Origin of the sequence: Streptomyces olivaceoviridis, from assembly GCF_014650115.1 — a bacterium.
In the GTDB taxonomy this organism is placed as follows: Bacteria; Actinomycetota; Actinomycetes; order Streptomycetales; family Streptomycetaceae; genus Streptomyces; species Streptomyces olivaceoviridis.
In genome coordinates this window covers 1-18,105 of sequence record NZ_BMUI01000005.1, presented here as the reverse complement: position 1 = coordinate 18,105, position 18,105 = coordinate 1, and the positions used below count along the sequence as shown (strand labels likewise).

General features: G+C 68.8%; 15 protein-coding genes and 1 pseudogene. 8 read left to right on the top strand and 8 right to left on the bottom strand.

Features of this window, described 5'->3' with window-relative positions:
- Positions 1-7 precede the first annotated feature (7 nt).
- Together IE273_RS11380 and IE273_RS44940 are read right to left on the bottom strand one after the other, a co-directional pair.
- Positions 8-484, bottom strand: coding sequence for a hypothetical protein (locus IE273_RS11380; RefSeq protein WP_189815028.1), 477 nt, complete (start codon positions 482-484; stop codon positions 8-10).
- 61 nt (positions 485-545) lie between these two features.
- Positions 546-1,850 (bottom strand): annotated as a pseudogene (locus tag IE273_RS44940) (NF041680 family putative transposase); the annotation flags it as partial.
- A 156-nt stretch (positions 1,851-2,006) separates the two neighbouring features.
- On the opposite strand from IE273_RS44940, the gene IE273_RS11370 reads away from it, so the two are divergent.
- Complete coding sequence (locus tag IE273_RS11370; protein WP_189815027.1) at positions 2,007-3,287, top strand: MFS transporter; 1,281 nt, start codon at positions 2,007-2,009, stop codon at positions 3,285-3,287.
- A gap of 420 nt (positions 3,288-3,707) precedes the next feature.
- Here IE273_RS11370 and IE273_RS11365 read toward each other — a convergent pair whose 3' ends face one another.
- Positions 3,708-4,199 carry a nucleotidyltransferase domain-containing protein gene (locus IE273_RS11365; RefSeq protein ID WP_189815320.1) on the bottom strand — a complete coding sequence of 164 codons (492 nt, stop codon included), beginning with the start codon at positions 4,197-4,199 and terminating at the stop codon, positions 3,708-3,710.
- A gap of 187 nt (positions 4,200-4,386) precedes the next feature.
- Between IE273_RS11365 and IE273_RS11360 the strand changes: the two genes are divergently transcribed.
- Positions 4,387-5,241 (top strand): metalloregulator ArsR/SmtB family transcription factor, encoded by an 855-nt coding sequence (locus IE273_RS11360; RefSeq protein WP_189815026.1) that lies wholly within the window; start codon positions 4,387-4,389, stop codon positions 5,239-5,241.
- Position 5,242: 1 nt separating this feature from the next.
- The gene (locus IE273_RS11355; RefSeq protein WP_189815025.1) at positions 5,243-5,842 is read left to right on the top strand and encodes a dihydrofolate reductase family protein; all 600 of its coding nucleotides are present in this window, start codon (positions 5,243-5,245) and stop codon (positions 5,840-5,842) included.
- A gap of 352 nt (positions 5,843-6,194) precedes the next feature.
- On the opposite strand, the gene IE273_RS11350 is transcribed toward IE273_RS11355, so the two are convergent.
- The 3 genes from IE273_RS11350 to IE273_RS11340 form a co-directional block, all read right to left on the bottom strand.
- Complete coding sequence (locus IE273_RS11350) at positions 6,195-6,890, bottom strand: glycerophosphodiester phosphodiesterase (protein WP_189815319.1); 696 nt, start codon at positions 6,888-6,890, stop codon at positions 6,195-6,197.
- A 373-nt stretch (positions 6,891-7,263) separates the two neighbouring features.
- Positions 7,264-8,133, bottom strand: coding sequence for a class II glutamine amidotransferase (locus IE273_RS11345; protein ID WP_189815024.1), 870 nt, complete (start codon positions 8,131-8,133; stop codon positions 7,264-7,266).
- Between the two features lie 2,107 nt (positions 8,134-10,240).
- Positions 10,241-11,092, bottom strand: a complete 852-nt coding sequence (locus tag IE273_RS11340; RefSeq protein WP_229887157.1) for a LysR family transcriptional regulator — start codon at positions 11,090-11,092, stop codon at positions 10,241-10,243.
- Positions 11,093-11,173: 81 nt separating this feature from the next.
- On the opposite strand from IE273_RS11340, the gene IE273_RS11335 reads away from it, so the two are divergent.
- From IE273_RS11335 to IE273_RS11320, 4 genes are all read left to right on the top strand, one after another.
- A complete protein-coding gene (locus IE273_RS11335; RefSeq protein WP_189815023.1) occupies positions 11,174-11,668 on the top strand; it encodes a cupin domain-containing protein in 495 nt (164 codons plus the stop codon).
- A gap of 172 nt (positions 11,669-11,840) precedes the next feature.
- On the top strand, positions 11,841-12,200 hold the full coding sequence (locus IE273_RS11330; RefSeq protein WP_189815022.1) for a DoxX family protein: 360 nt from the start codon (positions 11,841-11,843) through the stop codon (positions 12,198-12,200).
- Between the two features lie 277 nt (positions 12,201-12,477).
- Positions 12,478-12,879 (top strand): hypothetical protein, encoded by a 402-nt coding sequence (locus IE273_RS11325; protein ID WP_189815021.1) that lies wholly within the window; start codon positions 12,478-12,480, stop codon positions 12,877-12,879.
- Between the two features lie 762 nt (positions 12,880-13,641).
- A complete protein-coding gene (locus IE273_RS11320; protein ID WP_189815020.1) occupies positions 13,642-14,865 on the top strand; it encodes an MFS transporter in 1,224 nt (407 codons plus the stop codon).
- A gap of 790 nt (positions 14,866-15,655) precedes the next feature.
- Here IE273_RS11320 and IE273_RS11315 read toward each other — a convergent pair.
- Positions 15,656-16,486 carry an alpha/beta fold hydrolase gene (locus IE273_RS11315; protein ID WP_189815019.1) on the bottom strand — a complete coding sequence of 277 codons (831 nt, stop codon included), beginning with the start codon at positions 16,484-16,486 and terminating at the stop codon, positions 15,656-15,658.
- Positions 16,487-16,644: 158 nt separating this feature from the next.
- Positions 16,645-17,454, bottom strand: a complete 810-nt coding sequence (locus IE273_RS45525) for a DUF6207 family protein (protein ID WP_506005247.1) — start codon at positions 17,452-17,454, stop codon at positions 16,645-16,647.
- A gap of 119 nt (positions 17,455-17,573) precedes the next feature.
- On the opposite strand from IE273_RS45525, the gene coaD reads away from it, so the two are divergent.
- Positions 17,574-18,050, top strand: coding sequence for a pantetheine-phosphate adenylyltransferase (gene coaD / locus IE273_RS11310; protein WP_189815018.1), 477 nt, complete (start codon positions 17,574-17,576; stop codon positions 18,048-18,050).
- The last annotated feature ends 55 nt before the right edge of the window (positions 18,051-18,105 follow it).

The following is an 18,105-nucleotide window of genomic DNA, read 5'->3' as shown; positions in this document are numbered from 1 at the left end:
GTGATCATCAATCCCATGCGTTGAAGAGCACTCCGCCCAACGTGGTGATGTCGTAGAAGCGAACCTGACGCCACTCGCCCTGGGTGAGAACCGAAGTGTCCACGTCGGAGAGAGGCGTGGCGAGCTGCTCGCCGCTCAGAACCACGAAGCCTGTTTCCGCGAAGGCATGGGCCCATGGGGGAGCGGAGCGGAACTCCTCCCGGTACCAATCTCGGCGTTCTTGAGCGAAGGCGATCCAGGGGTGGTGGGCGTGACACAGGATGACGCTCTCGCCTGTGTGATCGATGATCGAGGCGACGTGGAAGCTCCGGGGGTACGCCTTCTCCTCCAGCTCGCCCACCTTGCCTCCGGCGATGCGGGCGGCGGCGTGCAGCGCGGTCCGAAACGCTCGCACGTCAGTTTCCGGAAGCGGACCGTCCTCCGGCACGAAGAAGCCTGTCGCACCCCGCGGCAGCGTGAAGCCCGTGCTCCCGTCATTGACCATGCCGCTTATCTTGCTCCATGCGCGGTCCGCGTGGTTGTCGTGGGTGCTCTGGACTGCGGGTTCACGCAATGCGGCGGGGCTTCGTTCCACCTCTGTGGTGGGTCGGGCGGCTGTATGCCTCGCCGATGGCGAGGACCCTGCCGACGCTATGGAGGGTGGGGTTCCTGAACCCTTTTCGGACGCGGGCGGGTGTCGGTTCGTTCGGCTCGGTCGGCTTCTCCCAGGGCCTGCGGAGGTCGGTGGCCAGCGGTCGGGCGAGCCGGAGCTGGGCATGGGCGGCAGCGATCACGAGCCAGGTCCACCGGTCGGCCGCTTCCGAGCTGCGAAGCCAGGCTTGGTCCAGCCCACGGTCTGCTTGAACAGGCGGAAGGTGTGCTCGATGTCGAAGCGGCGAAGGAAGGACTGCAAGCAGCGGTCCACATCTGCCGTGGTGGCGTCAGTACGAGGCCACCACAGCCAGGCCGGCTTGTTGACCCCGCCGCTGGGCGGCTTCTCCACGACCAACCGGACGACGGTGCCCTCGATGATGGGGAGCACCCCACCGCGGCCGTGCCAGGCCGCCCGGCGGGTCAGCCGCGGGTGCAGCCAGCCCCACGCCTGTGCGGTCGCCTTCCCGTGGAGCCGGGTGTCCGTGACCGTCACGGCCTGCTCTGTGCCCCAGGTTGCGGGGTCGCCGAAGACGAAGTCGCCGCCATGCTCGGGCGGCCTGCCGCCCTTGGGGTCGGCCAGGTGGAACTCTTCGCGGGAGGGCGTCGGACGCCGCTTCACGCGATCGGAGCGGAGCCGACCGAGGATCTCGACGGGCGGCCCGTCCAGCGTGCAGGCGATGCGCGGGGTGTCGTATCCGGCGCCCAACATCACCAGGACGTCCGGGTCACCCGGCTTCCCATGGCCGGCGCGACCAGCCGCTCGACGACCTCACGTATCTGCACGGTGGTCACCGCGGCGGCGTCGGCGCCGGGCTCCAGGCGGACCACGTCCAGCACCGCTGTCCAGGACGTACGGCCACGCTCCAGCGCGGCCACCACCGAGTACGGCCGGCCGGGCACCCTCTGATGCTTGCCCTCACCCCGCCCGAAGGTGTGACAGAAGGCCCGGTCAGCACACGTGTTGGCGTCCGGACGCGGCCACGGCGAGACATCCACCGCCAACGCCAGCCGACCGTTCGCCGCCCGCGGCAACGGCACCCCGGCGAGGGCCCGGCGCAGCCGTGCGACGTCGATCCGGCCTTGGTCGAGCCCGCCGTACAGAGCCCGTGCCCACGGCGGTGTCCGGGCGCGAGCGCGAGATCCTCCAGCGCGCGGACCGGCCCGTCCGTACACAGCGGCGCGTCGCACAACTCGAACAAGGCGTCGCCCCGCGCGGATCAAGTCCGATCCGCGTTCGACGCCGGTCGTCAAACCACAAGGTACGTGTCGGTTACTGATCCCAGCTCTGAGGTGAATCCGGTGATGGCCTCATCACGGGGCCGTGGGCGGTCGGAGTCACTACGCTGAGCGCCTTCACACCTCGGGAGGCTGGCTTGGTACGGCGGAACACGCTCGGGGAGGACTTCCGGCGGTTGTGGGGCGCCTACGCGGTCAGCGCAGCCGGCAGTGCCGTCGGCATGGGGGCGTTGCCGCTGATTGCCCTCCTGGTGCTGGATTCCTCGGCGCTCCAGGTCTCTCTGCTCGCTGCGTTCTCCGCGGTGGCCAGTGGGGTGATCGCCCTGCCGCTCGGAGTGCGTATCGAGCACCAGTACAAGCGGCCGGTCATGATCACCGCCGATCTGGCCCGCTGCGTGGTACTGACGAGCGTTCCGGTCGCCATGGCTTTCGACAGGCTCACCTTCACCCAGCTCTGTGTCGTCGGCGTTCTCCAGACGGCGGCATCCGTCGCGTTCGACGCGGCGAGCGGCGCACACCTCAAGGCACTTGTCCCGCCCGAGTACCGCCTTCGTGCCAACAGCCTGTTCGAGACGACCAATTGGACCAGCGTCAGCGCCGGCCCACCCGTCGGCGGGCTCCTGATCGGGGCACTGGGCGCGCCCGCCACCACGGCGGTCGACGCACTGTCCTTCCTCGGATCGGCCCTGGGTATCCGTCGCATCCGGCAGCCTGAACCCGCGCCACCGCAACGCGCCGCCACCTCCCACCTGGGCCGCGACATCACCGCCGGCTGGCAGTACCTCCTACGCCACCCAGGACTGCGCCCGCTGTTCTTCAACGCGCTGCTCTTCGGCGGCTCCGTCATGATGGCATCACCGCTGATGGCCGTCCTCATGCTGGACGACCTCGGCCTGGCACCGTGGCAGTACGGACTCGCCCTGGGACTGCCCTGCCTGGGCGGAGTGCTGGGCTCACGCCTGACCCCGCTGCTCACCCGGCGATTCGGACAGCGTCGCGTTCTGCTGCTGTCCGGTGTTGCGCGCACGCTCTGGACGATCCTGCTGCCGCTGACGCCCTCCGGTGCCCTCGGCGTGTTCGTCATCGTGGCCGCCGACTTCGGCCTGCTCTTCTCCGCCGGGGTCTTCAACCCGTCGTTCACCACGTACCGCATGGCGGCCACACCGGACACGTTCATGTCCCGCGTCGCCACCTCCTGGTCCGTCGGCTCGAAGACATGCCAGGCCGCCTTCATGATCACCGGTGGCCTCGTCGCCGCCGCAGCCGGGGCACGAGGCGCCCTGCTCGTCGCCGGCCTGCTGTGCGTGGCGAGCACGCTGCTCCTGCCCTGGCGAAAGGCACGCATCCCCACCGGGAACGTTCCAGCACCCACACCGGAAGCGGTTCCGTCCCCGGCCACGGAAGGTCCCCCCGCGTAGCGGTTCAGCCAGATCGCAGCGATGCGGAGGAACGACTCCTGAGGACCCACTGCGGGAGGGGGATGTCGTCGGGCCGCGGCCAGAGGGAGGTGGCCCTGCTGATCAGCAGGGCCAGGACGATCAGTCGCGCTCGTGGTCACGCGAGACCTGCTGACCGCTGCGGCGCGAGGACCGGTGTGTGGCCTGGCTCCGGGGCCGGCAGGGAGAGGCGGGGGTTGCGGGGACCGATGCGCGGACGACCCGGTGGTTGCCCCGATCCGCCGCACGAACAGCGTCGCCATCGCCTCCGACGAATCGCTCTCCAAACACACCCGTTCCAGCCACTCGTGCAGGGTGCTGCCGAAGTGATGCGCGTTCGACGCGATGCAGGTATCTGAATCGGCACGCCCGCGATGGGGAGGGCTGCCTTGGGAGAACTGGTCAGAAGTGGGTGGCGATCCCGAATGTCTGCCGGAGTTGAGCCATGTCGTGACGGTCGTGATCAGCCGGTTCGTAGCCCTGGTGGAAGTAGACCTGCTGCTCGGGCGACAGGCACGGGACGGTGGATCCCAGAATCGTGCCGGTGACGAAACACGAGGCCGGGTAGACGAACGGGTGTTCAGGGTCGGGTGATGCCTGCACCGCGGATCCGTCCGCGGAAAAGATCAGGGGGTGCAGATCGATCTCTCGACGCTGAGGGTCGGTGACGACGAACCGCACGGGGCGCCAGTCGAGGGTCTCGACGAATCCAGCATCCGCGAGAACCGCCACGATAGCCGGTTCCTGGCTCTTGCGATGCATCAGGTCCAGGTCACGGTGGTGACGAGTCTGCTGACCGACCAGGGCGTCGATGCCCCAGCCACCGCAGATCCAGACGTCGAGGTCAACGTTCCGCAGCACAGCGAGGACGGACAGTACGTCGTCGGCCGTCATCACCCGCGCAGGCTAGCGCTGATCATCCGGACGGGCGAGCTGATTCCCTGGCGCACGGGGGCCGGTTCCGCTTCCTGGCCGACATGGCTGATGTCTTCGATCCCGCGCGGTCGGCCGTCGGACGGATTCCTGCGGACGGCGATATATTCCTTGACACGAATATTCTTCGTCGAGAATACTCTGGGCTGTGGACGTACTCCTCACCGCGCTGGCCGACCCGGCCCGCTGGCGGCTCGTGGGCCTGCTGGCTGAGCGGCCCCGCTCGGTCGGTGTTCTGGCCCAGCTCGCCGGGGCACGCCAGCCGCAGACGACCAAGCACCTACAGACGCTGGAGCGCGCCGGCGTCGTCATCTCCCGGCGCACCGGTCAGCGCCGTATCTACGCCCTGCGACCCACTGCACTGCGCAAGCTGGCGGCCACGCTCGACCGGCTCGCAGACACCGCGGATCAGGCCGGTGGCCCGGGAGCCGCTTATGACCGCTATGAGCTCAGCCGTGACGCAGAACGGCTCGCCGCGCAGCAGCCGGGTTGGGCCGACGGCCGCTCGTTGACGTTCCTGCGGTCCCTGGCAGCGGATCCCGAACTGGTCTGGCGCCACCTGACCGACACGGCGCTGCTCGCCCGATGGTGGGCTCCTGAGGACCTCCAGGTCTTCGACCTCGTCTTCGAGGCGTGGCCGGGCGGACGGATCGTGCAGGAGTACCGCGATGCCGAGGACACCGACGCGGTCGTCGGACGGGCAGAGGGAGTTGTCGACGACGTGCACCCCCAGGAACGCCTCGCCTACCGGCTTTCCCCGCTGCTTCCCGACGGCGGCCATGCCTTCACCGCCCACGTCGACCTCCACCTGAGGGCGACGCAAACCGGCACGGACCTCGACGTTCACTGGCGGCTCACCGACAGCACCGTCGACTCCGCCGACTTCATCGCAGGCATCGAGATCGGCTACGGCCAGAGCCTGGACAAGCTCACAACGCTCCTCGCCGCGAGCTCGCACGACACCGTCGCTACCGACCGCACACCCCCGACACCGGGAGCATGACATGACCGAGCAGACCACCGGCCGCCGAGTCGTCACCAACATGGCCCTCTCCCTCGACGGCCGTTACGCCGGCTCCGACCCCCAGGACATGAGCTGGGTCATGCCGTACGCCGTCACCGACGTCGCCCGCGACCACCTGACCAGCCTCTGGCAGCCGGCGACGACGGCCCTGCTCGGACGGGTCAACGCGGAAGGTTTCCTCGGCTTCTGGCCCACCGTCATCGGCACACAAGGCGCCGACCCCCGGGACGAGGGCTTCGCGAAGTGGCTCGTCGAGACCGACAAGGTGGTGCTCTCCTCGACCCTTCGCCAAGCGTCGTGGGAGCGCACGACGATCGTCGACAAGCCGACCGCCCAGGCGGTCGCGGACCTCAAGGCGACCGACGGCGGTGACATCCTGGTGCTGTCCAGCGCAAGCGTCATCCAGGCCCTGCTGGCGGCCGACAAGGTCGACAGGCTGGCCCTCACGGTCTTCCCCGTCGTCCTCGGCGACGGCCCGCGCCTCTTCCGGGACGGCCTGCCCGCAGGGCAGTGGAGGCTCGTCAGCCAGGCTGCCGGCGAGCACGGCACGCTGGCCCTCGTCTACGACCGGCGCCGCTGAACCCACCCGCCGACTGACCGTTCACGGTGCTTCACCGCACACGCCGCAAAACCCTCACCGCTCCCCGCGCCGCGCGCAGGCCACGGGCAGCCATGAACAAGGACGGGCAGCGTCACGCGACCCAAGGAAGCGAATCAAAGCCACCCACACGAGGGCCGACAGGCACGCGGCCACCACCAGGCGAGGACATCCCCCGGGTCGAACCGGCCGCGGTCTCATGGCCAGGGGCGGGCCCACGCACGCAGCAGGCGGCGCCCGACTCGACAGATCGCCTGCCCCGTGTCCCGCCACGGAAGCGATCCCGCCGCGTCCCCGCCCGACCCGCCACTTGACGGTCCAACACCCCCAGAGGTCAGGCCGTGGCCTCGACCAACCGCTTCATGCCAGGCTGGTCGGTCACGCACCCCACCAGACCCAGAGCCCGGGCCAGCGCCAAGTCGCGCTCGTCGTTGACGGTCCAGGCCATCACATCGATACCGGCGGCGCCGCACCTGTCGACGATGGCCCGGTTCAGCTGACGCAACTCCACACTGACCAGAGTGGAACCAACCTGCTGGGCGCGCCCGACGAAGGTGTCACGGTGGGCACTGGCCCCTGCCACCAGCACGGTACGGGCCTGCGGCAGCAGGCTGCGGACCTCGCTCAGCGCCGCGTCGTGGAACGACAGCACGGAGACCCGGTCCAGCAGGTCGCGGTCGGCGAGCACTTTGGCCAGCGACCGGGCAGCGGCCACGTCCTTGATCTCCGCCTGGATCGGCAACGTCGGCCCGACGGCGTCCAGCACCTCCCCGAACGTGGGGATCCGCTCGCCGAGGCCGGCATCAAGCTCCTTGAGCTTCCCCAACTCCTGCTCGGCGATCGGACCGGAGCCGTCCGTCGTACGGTCCAGGGTCTCATCGTGCATGACGACCAACTCGCCGTCCCTGCTCAGATGCAAGTCCAGCTCGATGCCGTCCAGCCCCTCCCGTTCAGCCCGCAGGAAAGAGCGCAAGGTGTTCTCCGGCTCGGCGGCCATGACACCGCGGTGGCCGATGGTGAAGAAAGACACTCGGTTGCCGTCCTTCGATGTGGTGATCCCGGGCAGCCGCTCAAGCGCCGTACCCTCGCCAGGCAGCGGGCGGCGACCCGCCGACACGCCCAAGCCTAACGGGCCCCATCCAGCCGCACGTTCCCACCCGCCCGGACCACGCCGGAACGCGCCTCAAAACAGCACGGCACATCGAGCCTGCCCTTCCGCCCCGTCCACCGCGCTGCGCATGATCGCCTGGCGCATGACCGGGCGCACCGGCGATTCGATGGCGACGTCGGCCGCGTACGGTACGACGGTGTCGCCTGCCCGGCGCGTTGCCGCGCCTTAAGGGTCTGGGCCGCTCCCGGGGCGGTCTGACCTGAAGATCCACCTGGTCGGGGAGGGGGCACCTTCAGGCAGCCTTCTGGGAGGCGGCGGCGTCGGGGTGCAGGTCGTCGAGGGTGAGCAGGTGCGCCGGAGGATCGGGAAGGACGACCTGGCGGGTGAGGCGGAGATCGGGGCCGACATGGAGCAGCTCGCCGGGCTCCATCTCGCGCCAGTGCGGGTTGTCGTCCATACGCTCGCTGGCGACGACGACGGCGGGGTGCTCGGCAAGGTGTGATGAGTGGATGCGCATGCGACCGTGGGTGCCGCTGTGGTCGAGATGCCGGCTGCCATGCTGGCCGCCCGCCCGGCGTTCGAGGACGTAGAGGTCGTGGGTGTTCGGGTAGCGCAGGGCCCACAGTTCCTCGGGGGTGATGAGGATCAGGTTGATGGCGTAGACGGGCAGGTTGCCGGCGATCCAGTGGGCGGCGTGCCGGATGCCCTCGGTGACGTCACCGCCGTGCCGCCGGGTCTCCCGGGTGATCAGGGCGAAGAACCGCTCGGAGTCGGTGTCGCCTTTCACGAGTGACCGGTCCTCGCTCAGGTGGTCGTCGAGCTTGTCCAGGCCCTCGATGACTCCGTTGTGGGCGAAGAGCCGCCCGTACTGCTCGAAAGGATGGGTGTTGCGGACGTCCAGGCTTCCGGTGGAGGCGAAGCGCACGTGGGCGATGAAGGTTGCCGACTCAACCTCGCGGGCCTCCTCGGCGAAGGCGCGGTCGCGGTAGGCGGCGATGGGGGCCTTGTCGATGCGCGGGGTGCCGTCGGCGGTGAAGTGGCCGAGACCGGTGCCGTCGGGGTCGCGGTGGCTCTGCCGACTGAGGCTGTCGGGGGCGTCCAGGAGCCAGAAGGTGGCGAGGGTACGGCGTGGGGCGCTGCTGAGACCGAAGAGACGGCACACGGCATTCCTCCAGAGGGGTCGGCCGGCCCTTCCTGGCTCGTGCCGGGCCGGCGGTTCATGCTCTGTCGTCAGTGGCGGCTGGGACGCGCGCCGTGGACGAAGCCACCGGCCTCGTCATCCCGGTGAGGGATGTGCACGCACCGGTAGTCGAGTTCCGCGGTCCGCGGCTCGGATCCTGAGTCCTTGTCGTTCATGTTCTTCTCGGTGTACTCGCATGTTCTTTTCGGTGTACTCGGCCATCAGCCGCCTGGCCTCGGGTCCGGCGAACGCCACCAGGTTCTGCCGGGCGGTGCCATCGAGGGTCGGCCCGTCGTACACGACCTGACAGGCGGTGCCCGGTTCCCCTTCCCCGTGCGGCAGCTCGTACCCGGGCACTCGTACAGGCTCACGGCTGGGCACCGGGTTGATCTCCGGGCCGCGGCTCTCACCGGGGCTATCGCGCTGCATCGTCATACAAACTCGTCCTTTGTGTTGGGTTCGTCTGCTTCTGACAAGAGTTCCAGGCATGGCCGGTTACGAACCACGCGAATGTATCGTCACGGATAGTGAGGATGTCCTGTGTGCTGGCCCGGCACCAAGCGATGTACTGCTCACCCGGGACTATTCGCGGCTCGTAAGACCCTGTAGCGGGCCTGTCTTCAAGTCTGGCGGCATGTCCATTTCCTGGCGGTCCAGCGCCGCAGCGTTCGAGGAAATACTGGGCCGGCACGGCGCCGCCGCTGGTGCTTGCACCATGGAGGCGGCATGGGATGCCTTTCAAGAATGCGTGCAGGTACCAGTCGAGGGGATCGAGGGTCCTGAGGACGACGGGGCGGCTTCATCGTTGAGTGGGACGTCTGGGAATGGACCGAACCGGCCCGCGCTGTCTCTTGGACGGCTGCTCGCGGTCAACGAAATCAGCGATCGGCAGCAGGCGTACTGGCAGCCTCAGTACTGGAAGGTGGAGTTCCAGGCATGTTTCGCCGAGGACCCCGCCTGTGCGGACCTACACAGCAGCGGTGGTCGAGACAGCGGCTTCGATCATTCGCGCACCCGCCACGCCATCACCACCACCCTCGGACTGGGCTCCCGCCCCACCGACCCCGACGCCGCCCGCAGTGGCCTGGGACGACCTGGACGCCGCATCCGCGCCCTGACCGGACGCCGCCCCGTACAGCTCCCGCCACCGGGCGCCCTCGCCTCGACCGTGATCGCCGCGGCCTGCACCACCTCGACACCCCACCACCTACCAGGCCCCTGCTCGACTACTCGGCCCCGCGCGACCCGCTCGGCATCGCTCCGTTCTCCTACACAGCCTCCGACACCCGCCCCGCACGCAGCGCCCTTGCCCGAAGCCCCGGCCCGCACCACCCTGACCCGGCCCGCACCCCCGGTCCGGAAGACGTCGCCGCGCTGTACCGACACCTGCGCAAAGCGTTCGAGGACGGCAGGAACGAACCGGGCGTCGCCGACTTCTACTACGAGGAATGCGAGGTGCGCCGCCACGACACGGCCGGCACCACGAAGGGTGAACGCCGCCTGCTGTGGGGGTGCTGGCCGCTGTCCGGCTACGGCTTGCGCGCCTCCCGTGCCTTCGCCTGGCTGCTCGCCGCCATGACCTTGACCGTGCTGCTCCTCATGGGCGTCGGCCTGCCCACCGACGACCCCGACCCCGCCGGAACCCTGAACGGCAGCAGGATCAGTCTGAAAACCAGCACACCGGACCCCACCGCACGGCGGTTGGCCCAAGCGCATGACCTGGGCCCGCGTGGCGAAAGCGACCCGCGTCGCGATCAACTCGGTCGTCTTCCGCTCCAGCGGACAGAACCTGACCACCGCCGACACCTACATCGAGATGGCCTCCCGCCTCCTCGAACCCGCGCTCCTCGCCCTGGGAGTCCTCGCCATCCGCGGACGTACCAAGCGATGCCCCGCCCGCGGTCAGCAAACCGAAAGCCCGACCACTACCCCCGATGCCGGTACTCCCGAGGGCCACCAACGGTCGCCGGGCTCGCCGACTTGGCTCCGTATGCGACAAGAACAGCGGATGTTCACCATTTGGGAGGCAGCCCCCGGGGCCGTGGCGTTCGAATCGTTCACGAGTTGCGGCAGCACCGGTTGCCGGTGGTCAGTGACGGTACGCGCTGGTCGCGATCTCGATGAAGGACCGGATCAACGGGTTGGTGTCACCCTCGTTCCACACCGCCACCACTCGGCTCGGCGGCATGTCGATCAGCGGCACCACGGTCAGCTCCGTGGGCAGGTCGTGTCCGAGCGGGGCCAGGCCGACCGTGCCGTTCCACAGCACGGCGTGCAGGCATTCCTGGACGGCGCGCACCTCTGGGCCCTCGCGCGGTCCGCCCCCGTTCCAGTACGACTGCCAGATGGGGTCGGTGCCCGGCGGGAACTGGAACCAGCGGCGGTCGCTCAGTTCCGCCAGTCGCAGCCCGTCTCGGCGGGCCAGCGGATCGTCGGCGCGCAGGACCACGCCGACCGGATCGGTCCGCAGTGCACGCACCGTCAGGGCGGTCTCGTCGAACGGCGCCCGGGTGAGGGCGACGTCGACCAGTCCGGCGCGCAGCCCGCAGGTGGGATCGGTCAGATCGGTGTCGCGGACGCGGATGTCGATCGCGGGGTGGTGTCGGCGATAGGCGGCGGCCAGCCTGGCCACTCCCGGGTCGGTGCCGTCGCCCAGGATGCCGATGGTGATGGTCGCGGCGCCGGCCGCCGCGCTCACGCGTACCCGGACGCGGTCGGCATGGTCGAGCAGGGCCCGCGCCTCGTCGAGCAGCACCGTGCCCGCCGCAGTGAGTGTGACGCCGGCAGGCGAGCGGGCGAGGAGCAGGGCCCCGACATCGGCCTCCAACTGCCTGATCGCCCGGCTCAGTGGCGGCTGGCTCATGTGCAGACGGGTGGCGGCCCGGCCGAAGTGGAGTTCCTCGGCGACCGCCACGAAGTAGCGCAAGGTCCGTAGCTCCACGCTGCAACGATACCCACGAGGTATCGGCGCCGCGGGACAGGTCTTGGACACGGGCGGGTCCCCGGCGGTGAACTCGTGAGCATGACCGAAGAAGCGACGACCAGCGAGCCGCAGACCCACCCCGCTGTATCGGTGGTGGGTCCCGACGATGGTGAGACGATCGGTCTGGGTACCACGCGCATGCGGATTCTGGAGGACGGCAGCCACACCGGGCACCGCCTCGCGATCGCCGAGTCCGTCCTCGCCCCGCACACCCAGGGACCGCCGCAGCACCGCCACGCCCGACACGACGAGGGCTTCTACATCCTGTCCGGCACCGTGCGGTTCACCGTCGGGGACGAGGACTACGACGCCACCACGGGCACGCTCGTGATGGTTCCGCCCGGTACCCCACACACCTTCGCCAACCTGACCGACCAACCCGCCCGCATGCTCAGCACGTTCACCCCCGACCTGTACGTGCAGTACTTCCGGGACCTCCAGGAAGTGCTCGCCGACGGCCGGCCGCTGACACCACAGGCCAACATCGACGCGATGAGCCGCTACGCGACCGAGCCCGCCACCGACCTCGCCTGAAGCCGACGGCACGCCCGGCCCGGCCACTCTCCTTTCGCCCGGCAGGGCGGTGGCACTGCCGCCTCTTCGGCCTCCGGGTCCCTCCAAAACGGACCGGGCCTTGACCAGGGCTCTTCTGGTGATTGACGCACTCGACGGGTCCCCGTGAACCGGTGGCCCATGAACGGGAACCATGAACATCTCCTATTGGACCGTCGCGGGACTGCTCGCCATCTTCTACGTCTACGCAGGCACGCTGAAGGTGATCCGCAGCCGCGATCAACTCCGGCCGATGATGGCCTGGGTCGACCGCATACCCTTGCCTGCCGTCAGGGCGCTGGGGGCGGTCGAAGTACTCGGCGCGGCCGGCTTGATCCTGCCGCCGCTGACCGGCATCGCTCCCTTGCTCGCGCCGGCCGCGGCCATCGGCTTCATACTCCTACAGACCGGCGCGATCACCGTCCACTTGATGGGCGAAGACCGCCGGATCACACTCAACGCCGGACTCACCGTTACCGCGGCCGTGACCCTCTGGCTGGCCACCCGGCTGTGAGCGACTACGGTCCTCGACCGGCGGATGCCATCACAGAGCCGCTTGGTCGGTAGCACGGTGGGCGGTGGCGACGTCGCGCAGCAGTTGGAGAGAGCCACCGCGTGACCGGTGTTGCCGGCCGTCGGGTTTCGGGGCGGGGCCGGCCTGGTGGAAGGCCAGGTCATGTGGCTGGTGTGACGGGGGTGGCCGCTGTGGCCAGTGCGGCTCTGGAGTGGCGAGCGTGGCGTCTCGGCGCCGGCCTGGGAGGGTCCGTTGAGCGACAGGGCGGGAGACAGACATGACCTCCGTACTGCGTCACCACTGCCTTCGTACGTTCGGTGCCGGTGCTCTCTCCGTGGCGCTGCTCTCCGGTGGGACGAGCGGGGCCCTGGCCGCGAGCCCGTCCCCCGGCAGCATGGCCTCGATCACCGTGAAGGCCGACAAGACCGAGGTGAAGGCCGGGGGCAAGGTGACGTTCACCGGCCGTACCAAGGGTCTGAAGGTCGGTTCCCCGCACGTGCTCCAGCACGAGAAGTCCGGCAAGTGGATCCCGCTCAGGTCGACGGCCAAGGTCAAGAAGGGCAGCTCGTACGCCTTGAGCGCCAAGCTCAACACCAAGGGTGCCGAGCATCTGCGGATCGCGGGCGTGAGCGGGTCCGAGAAGGTCTACTCGCCCACCGTGGCGGTCAAGGTGAAGTGAGCCCCCACACCGGCAGACACTCGACCGCCTCGCATCTGACGCTCTACGCATCCACCATGGCCGCAGTGGGGCTCCGCGTTGCGGCCGTGAGCCCCTGGGTGACCGCACCGTTGACGATCGCCAGCAGCCCTGTCAGGCACTCGGCACGCTGCCGGCCTGTCGGGCAGCCGGGTCAGGCTTCACATGCGGGTATCGGGCGGTCAGGGCGGCCAGGATGGTCAAAACGGCAGCGCGCGCCCAGCGCGCACTCGCCCGTCGGCCATCCCGTAGCACGGCCGCCGCGAGCACGAACACCCCCGGCGACGCGGCGACGACACGGGATACTGCGTCATGTGCTGTAGGCAGCGCCTGGACAGCAGCAGCAACCGGCGACTCCTGACGCACGTTCGGCCAGGCCGGTACCGCGATGGTGTGCGCCGGGCAACTGCTCCATGCTCCACCGCCGCTTCACACGGCAGGCATCGCGGCCCTGAGCGTCCCTCGGGGCCCAGCAGGCGAATTCGTACCCCGGGCCGACCACACAGGACCGGTCGACGCCGAAAGCCATATCCGCATGGAGTACGCATGAACTGCGCGGCCTCACACCTTCGACAAACAACCCCCTCTTCAAACCCACGATGTGCAACGACAGTAGGGACGCCCATCAGCAGATTTGCGACGACACCCTTCAGACAGCGCTGACGTCGCAAACCTGCCAGCTCTTGCCCCGCTCCACCTGCTGAACTGATCAGGCAACAGCACGCACATCACAGGACGGATTTCATGGCTGCACCCACCACCACCGCGCGCGATCCTGACGGAACCGATTCATCGCACCGCGCCCCGGTGATCGGATGGCTGGCCGTCGTGGCGGTGATGCTGGGCATCTTCTCCATCGTCACCACAGAAATCCTCCCTATCGGACTTCTGACCAAGGTCGGTGCCAGCTTCACCATCTCCGACGGCATGGCCGGACTGATGATGACCATGCCCGGTTTCCTCGCCGCGATTGCCGCCCCCGTCGTCACCGTCGCGACCGGGCGGGTCGACCGCCGCCTGATGCTGTGCGCCTTCATGGTCCTGCTCGCCGCAGCGAACTTCCTGGCAGCAGCAGCCCCCGACTACTGGCTGGTCCTGGTCTCCCGCATCATCGTCGGCATCGTCATCGGCGGTTTCTGGTCCATCGGCGCCTCACTGGCCGAACGCCTGGTACCCGCCGAATCCGTCGGCCGAGCCACAGCGGTGATCTTCTCCGCAGTACCCTTGGGTTCCGTACTCGGCGTGCCGGCCGGCACATTCATTGGCGACCTGGCCGGATGGCGTACCGCGTTCATCGCCATGGGCGGCCTCACCGTCGGCGTACTGGCCATGCTGGTGCTCGTCACGCCGCCACTGCCACCTCACCAGACCACCCGCCTGGGTGTCCTCCGTGACATGTTCAACAGCGTCGCCACCCGATTCGCATGGGCCCTGACCGTTCTGGTCGTGCTGGCGCACTTCGGCACGTACACCTACGTCACCTCGTTTCTTGAGCAGGTCACCGACGTCAGCTCCGGGCTCATCACCGTCTTCCTGCTCACCTACGGAGCAGCGGGTGTCCTCGGCAACTTCCTGGGCGGGTCCCTGGTCGCACGCCACCCTCGTGCCACCTTCGGCACCGCCGCCGGCATGATTGCCGGCGCCACTTCGCTCCTGCCCGTTCTGGGCCACTGGAAAGTCGGAGCGATCGCCCTCCTCATCGTCTGGGGCATGGCATACGGGGCGGTCCCTGTCTGCTCACAGACATGGTTCACCAAGGCGAGCCCCGACACCCCCGAAGCAGCTTCCGTCATGTTCACCGCGTCCTTCCAGGCCACGATCTCCCTCGGCGCTCTGACCGGTGGAGTCGTCGTCGACGCCGGCTCACCCTCGACGGTCATGACCCTGGGCGGCATGACAGCCGCCCTCGCGGTCATCGCTGTATGGGCCCACTACGCTCGACGCCTGACATGGCCGGACAACGCCTGACCAGCCCGGCCTCCCTGACGACCTGACACGCCCGGACCTCGCCGCACCGCAAACGGTCCGGGCGGCCGATTGCCCCACGTCCGGCTGCGCTCCGCCGACCGAGAACGCCGACTGGAGGGATCTCCCATGACAGGTGCGGCAGAACGCACGACGAACAGGGGATCGAGGGTGCTGTGCGGGTGGCCAGGTTGTTCCCCTCAGAGGCCTCAAGTCGTCGAAGTACGTCGACTGTTCTCACTGACGACTCCTTCAACACGCTGACTTGCCAAGGAGGAGGAAGGGACGGGGTGGAGGCGGTCGTCTGCCGACCCTCGGGGCCCTCGTCAGCCGACTGGAACTGTCGTAGTCGAACGCGCCGATTTCGATCACCTTGGAGCGGCGGCCCCACTCTGAGGCGCGCCCCGCTCGAAGCCGGCGGCGACGTGTCGGTGCGGGCGGAGGAGGGGCCCTGCCCCGGCAGCATGGTGCACCTGGGTCGTCCCCGACCGGTCCGCGACCGGCATGCGGGCTGCCAGGACAGTGCAGGACGCTGCTTCAGGCGGGCCGCTTGCGGCCGTGGCCTCGGTCGGAACTGTGACTTCAGCAGGGGAGGGCGAGGAAGTGCGCGGCCGCGCATGCGCGGCCGCGCGGTGTGCGTCGTCAGCCGACGGAAGTGGTCTCCAGGGTTCGCCGAGGGCCGGTACGGTCCGGTACCGCCTCGGTGATCACCGAGGGGACGAGCCCGTCCTTCAGGCACGTGCTGGGGCGCCGCTGCGAGGATGCGGCTGGCGTGGCGAGGGACCGTCCGGTCTCAGCTCTCCACGAAGGCGAGGATGTCGGCGTTGAGGACCTCGGGGTGCGTCGACAGCATCCCGTGGGGGTAGCCCTCGTAGCTCTTGAGCGTGCCGTTCCTGAGCAGTTCGGCGGACTTCGGGCCCGAGTCAGCGTACGGTACGACCTGGTCGTCCGTCCCGTGCATCACGAGGACGGGGACGTCGATCTTCTTGAGGTCCTCGGTGAAGTCGGTTTCCGAGAAGGCCTTGATGCACTCGTAGTGCGCGTTCGCCGCGCCCATCATGCCCTGCCACCACCACCGGTCGATCAGTCCCTGGGACACCTGGGCCCCCGGCCGGTTGAAGCCGTAGAAGGGCCCGGCGGGGACATCGATGAAGAACTGGGCCCGGTTGGCGGCGAGGGCCGCACGGAATCCGTCGAAGACCTCGATCGGGGTGCCCTCGGGGTTGCTGTCCTTCTTCACCATGACCGGGGGGACGGCCGCGACGAGTACCGCCTTGGAGACACGGCCGGGCTTGGCCTGTGCCACATAGCGCGTGACCTCGCCGCCGCCGGTGGAGTGCCCGATGTGCACTGCCCCCTGAAGGTCCAGGGCGTCGGTCAGTACGTTGACGTCGGCGACGTAGGTGTCCATCTCGTGGCCGGTCGAGGGCTGGCTGGATCGCCCGTGGCCACGGCGGTCGTGAGCGATGACCCGGTACCCCTTGGAGAGGAAGAACAGCAACTGGGCATCCCAGTCGTCGGAGCTGAGCGGCCAACCGTGGTGGAAGACGATCGGCTGGGCGTCCCGCGGGCCCCAGTCCTTGTAGAAGATGACGGTGCCGTCCGGCGTGGTGACTGTACTCATCACTCATTCCCCTGCTGTGTCGGATGTTCAGTTGTGCGTTGTGTGAGTCGAGCTGCGCCCGGGTGAACGCGGTACGGCGGCCGACCCCTGCCCACGCGCGAGCATCTTCTCGGATCGGACCGCTTCTGGCCGTCATGCCACCCGGGCCGCGCTCGGTTTCACTTGGTTGCTTCGGCCGCTTGGAGGATGATGCCCACGACGTCGTCGGGGCGAGAGAGCATGACCATGTGCGAGGAGCCGGTCTCCACGAAGTCGATGGAGGCACGGCGGTAGCCGAACCACTGCACATCGGTCCATGCGGGCTGCGTCCTCCAGGCCGTGGCGGACGCCTCTCGGCGAACGCCGGACCCGCCGGCGTGCCCCGCGACGACCGGTGCGCAGCACGGCCGAAGCCCGTCCCGCATGGCCCTCGGCCGGCGTGACCAGAGGGACCCCCGCCCTTGGCGGTGATCAGCACGTCGTAGCGCTCGGCCATGCCCGGCAGCAGCGCATCCGTCTTCGTGTGCTCGATGGGATGACCCGGTAGCCCTTATGCGGATGGCCCCAGGGAGAAGACCACCCGCCCGCCTGTGAGGGCTCAAAGAGCGGGAGAACACCATCACCGGGCGGTCAGCGGCGGAGCTGTTCCAGCGGGCGATCGAACAGATCGTGCCCGGCCGGTCGAGGATGAGCCGGGTGGAGCTCATCGGCGCACTCGCCCGCAGCGGTCGCCGCGGCAAGAAGACCGCGGCACCAACCACTGCTGGCCGTGCCTGGCGGTGTACCAGACGCCCCGGCGTAGCCACGGGTCCAGCTCCTGGCGCACGTCCGGGTAGCAGTCGTACACCGGCCTCCCCGGGAACCCGGGGCATGGTGTCCGCGGTCGCGGTCGCGGTCGCCCACCGCCCGGCGTGTAGCTCCTGGACCGAGAATGCCGTCCGGTCGTCACAGGCCGCGACCTCGACGACGGCCGGGCGGCTCCGCCAGATGTGCTCCGCTGATCGGCATAACGCCAGGCACCATGCGCCGGGGCCGCCCGCAGTTCCCCCCTGTTTGGCTGCCCTGGCACTTCACGGCCGGGGGCGGCTGCTTGTTACTCTCTCCGATCATGCGAGCCCTTTTCCCAGGATCCTTCGACCCGGTCACCCAAGGGCACCAGGACGTACTCCGGCGCGCTGCCCTCCTGTTCGACGAGGTCGTCGTGTGCGTGATGTTCAATCCGAACAAGGCCGGCCGCTTTCCCGTCACGGAACGGCTGGAGCGGCTCCGCGCGGCGGCAACTGGCCTGAGCAACGTCACCGTCGACTCCCACACCGGCGGCCTGCTGGTCGACTACTGCCGCCGAGTCGGGATCGACGTCGTCATTCGCGGGGTCCGCGGCGTTCGCGACCTGGACTACGAAATGCCGATGGCCCGCATGAACCACGAGCTGGCCGGAGTCGAAACGTTCTTCATCGCTGCCGACCCCGCTCTGGCCCACGTCTCCTCCACCCTCGTGACCGCGATGAGTCAGCGGGACCGTGTCCCTCATGATGATGTGAGCAAGGCTCTTCCAGCAGGTGGGGGCGGCAGCGAGGGTTCCTAAGAGGTCATCTCATTTGGTGAGTCTGCGGTAGCAGATGAGGGTGCAGGCGATGCTG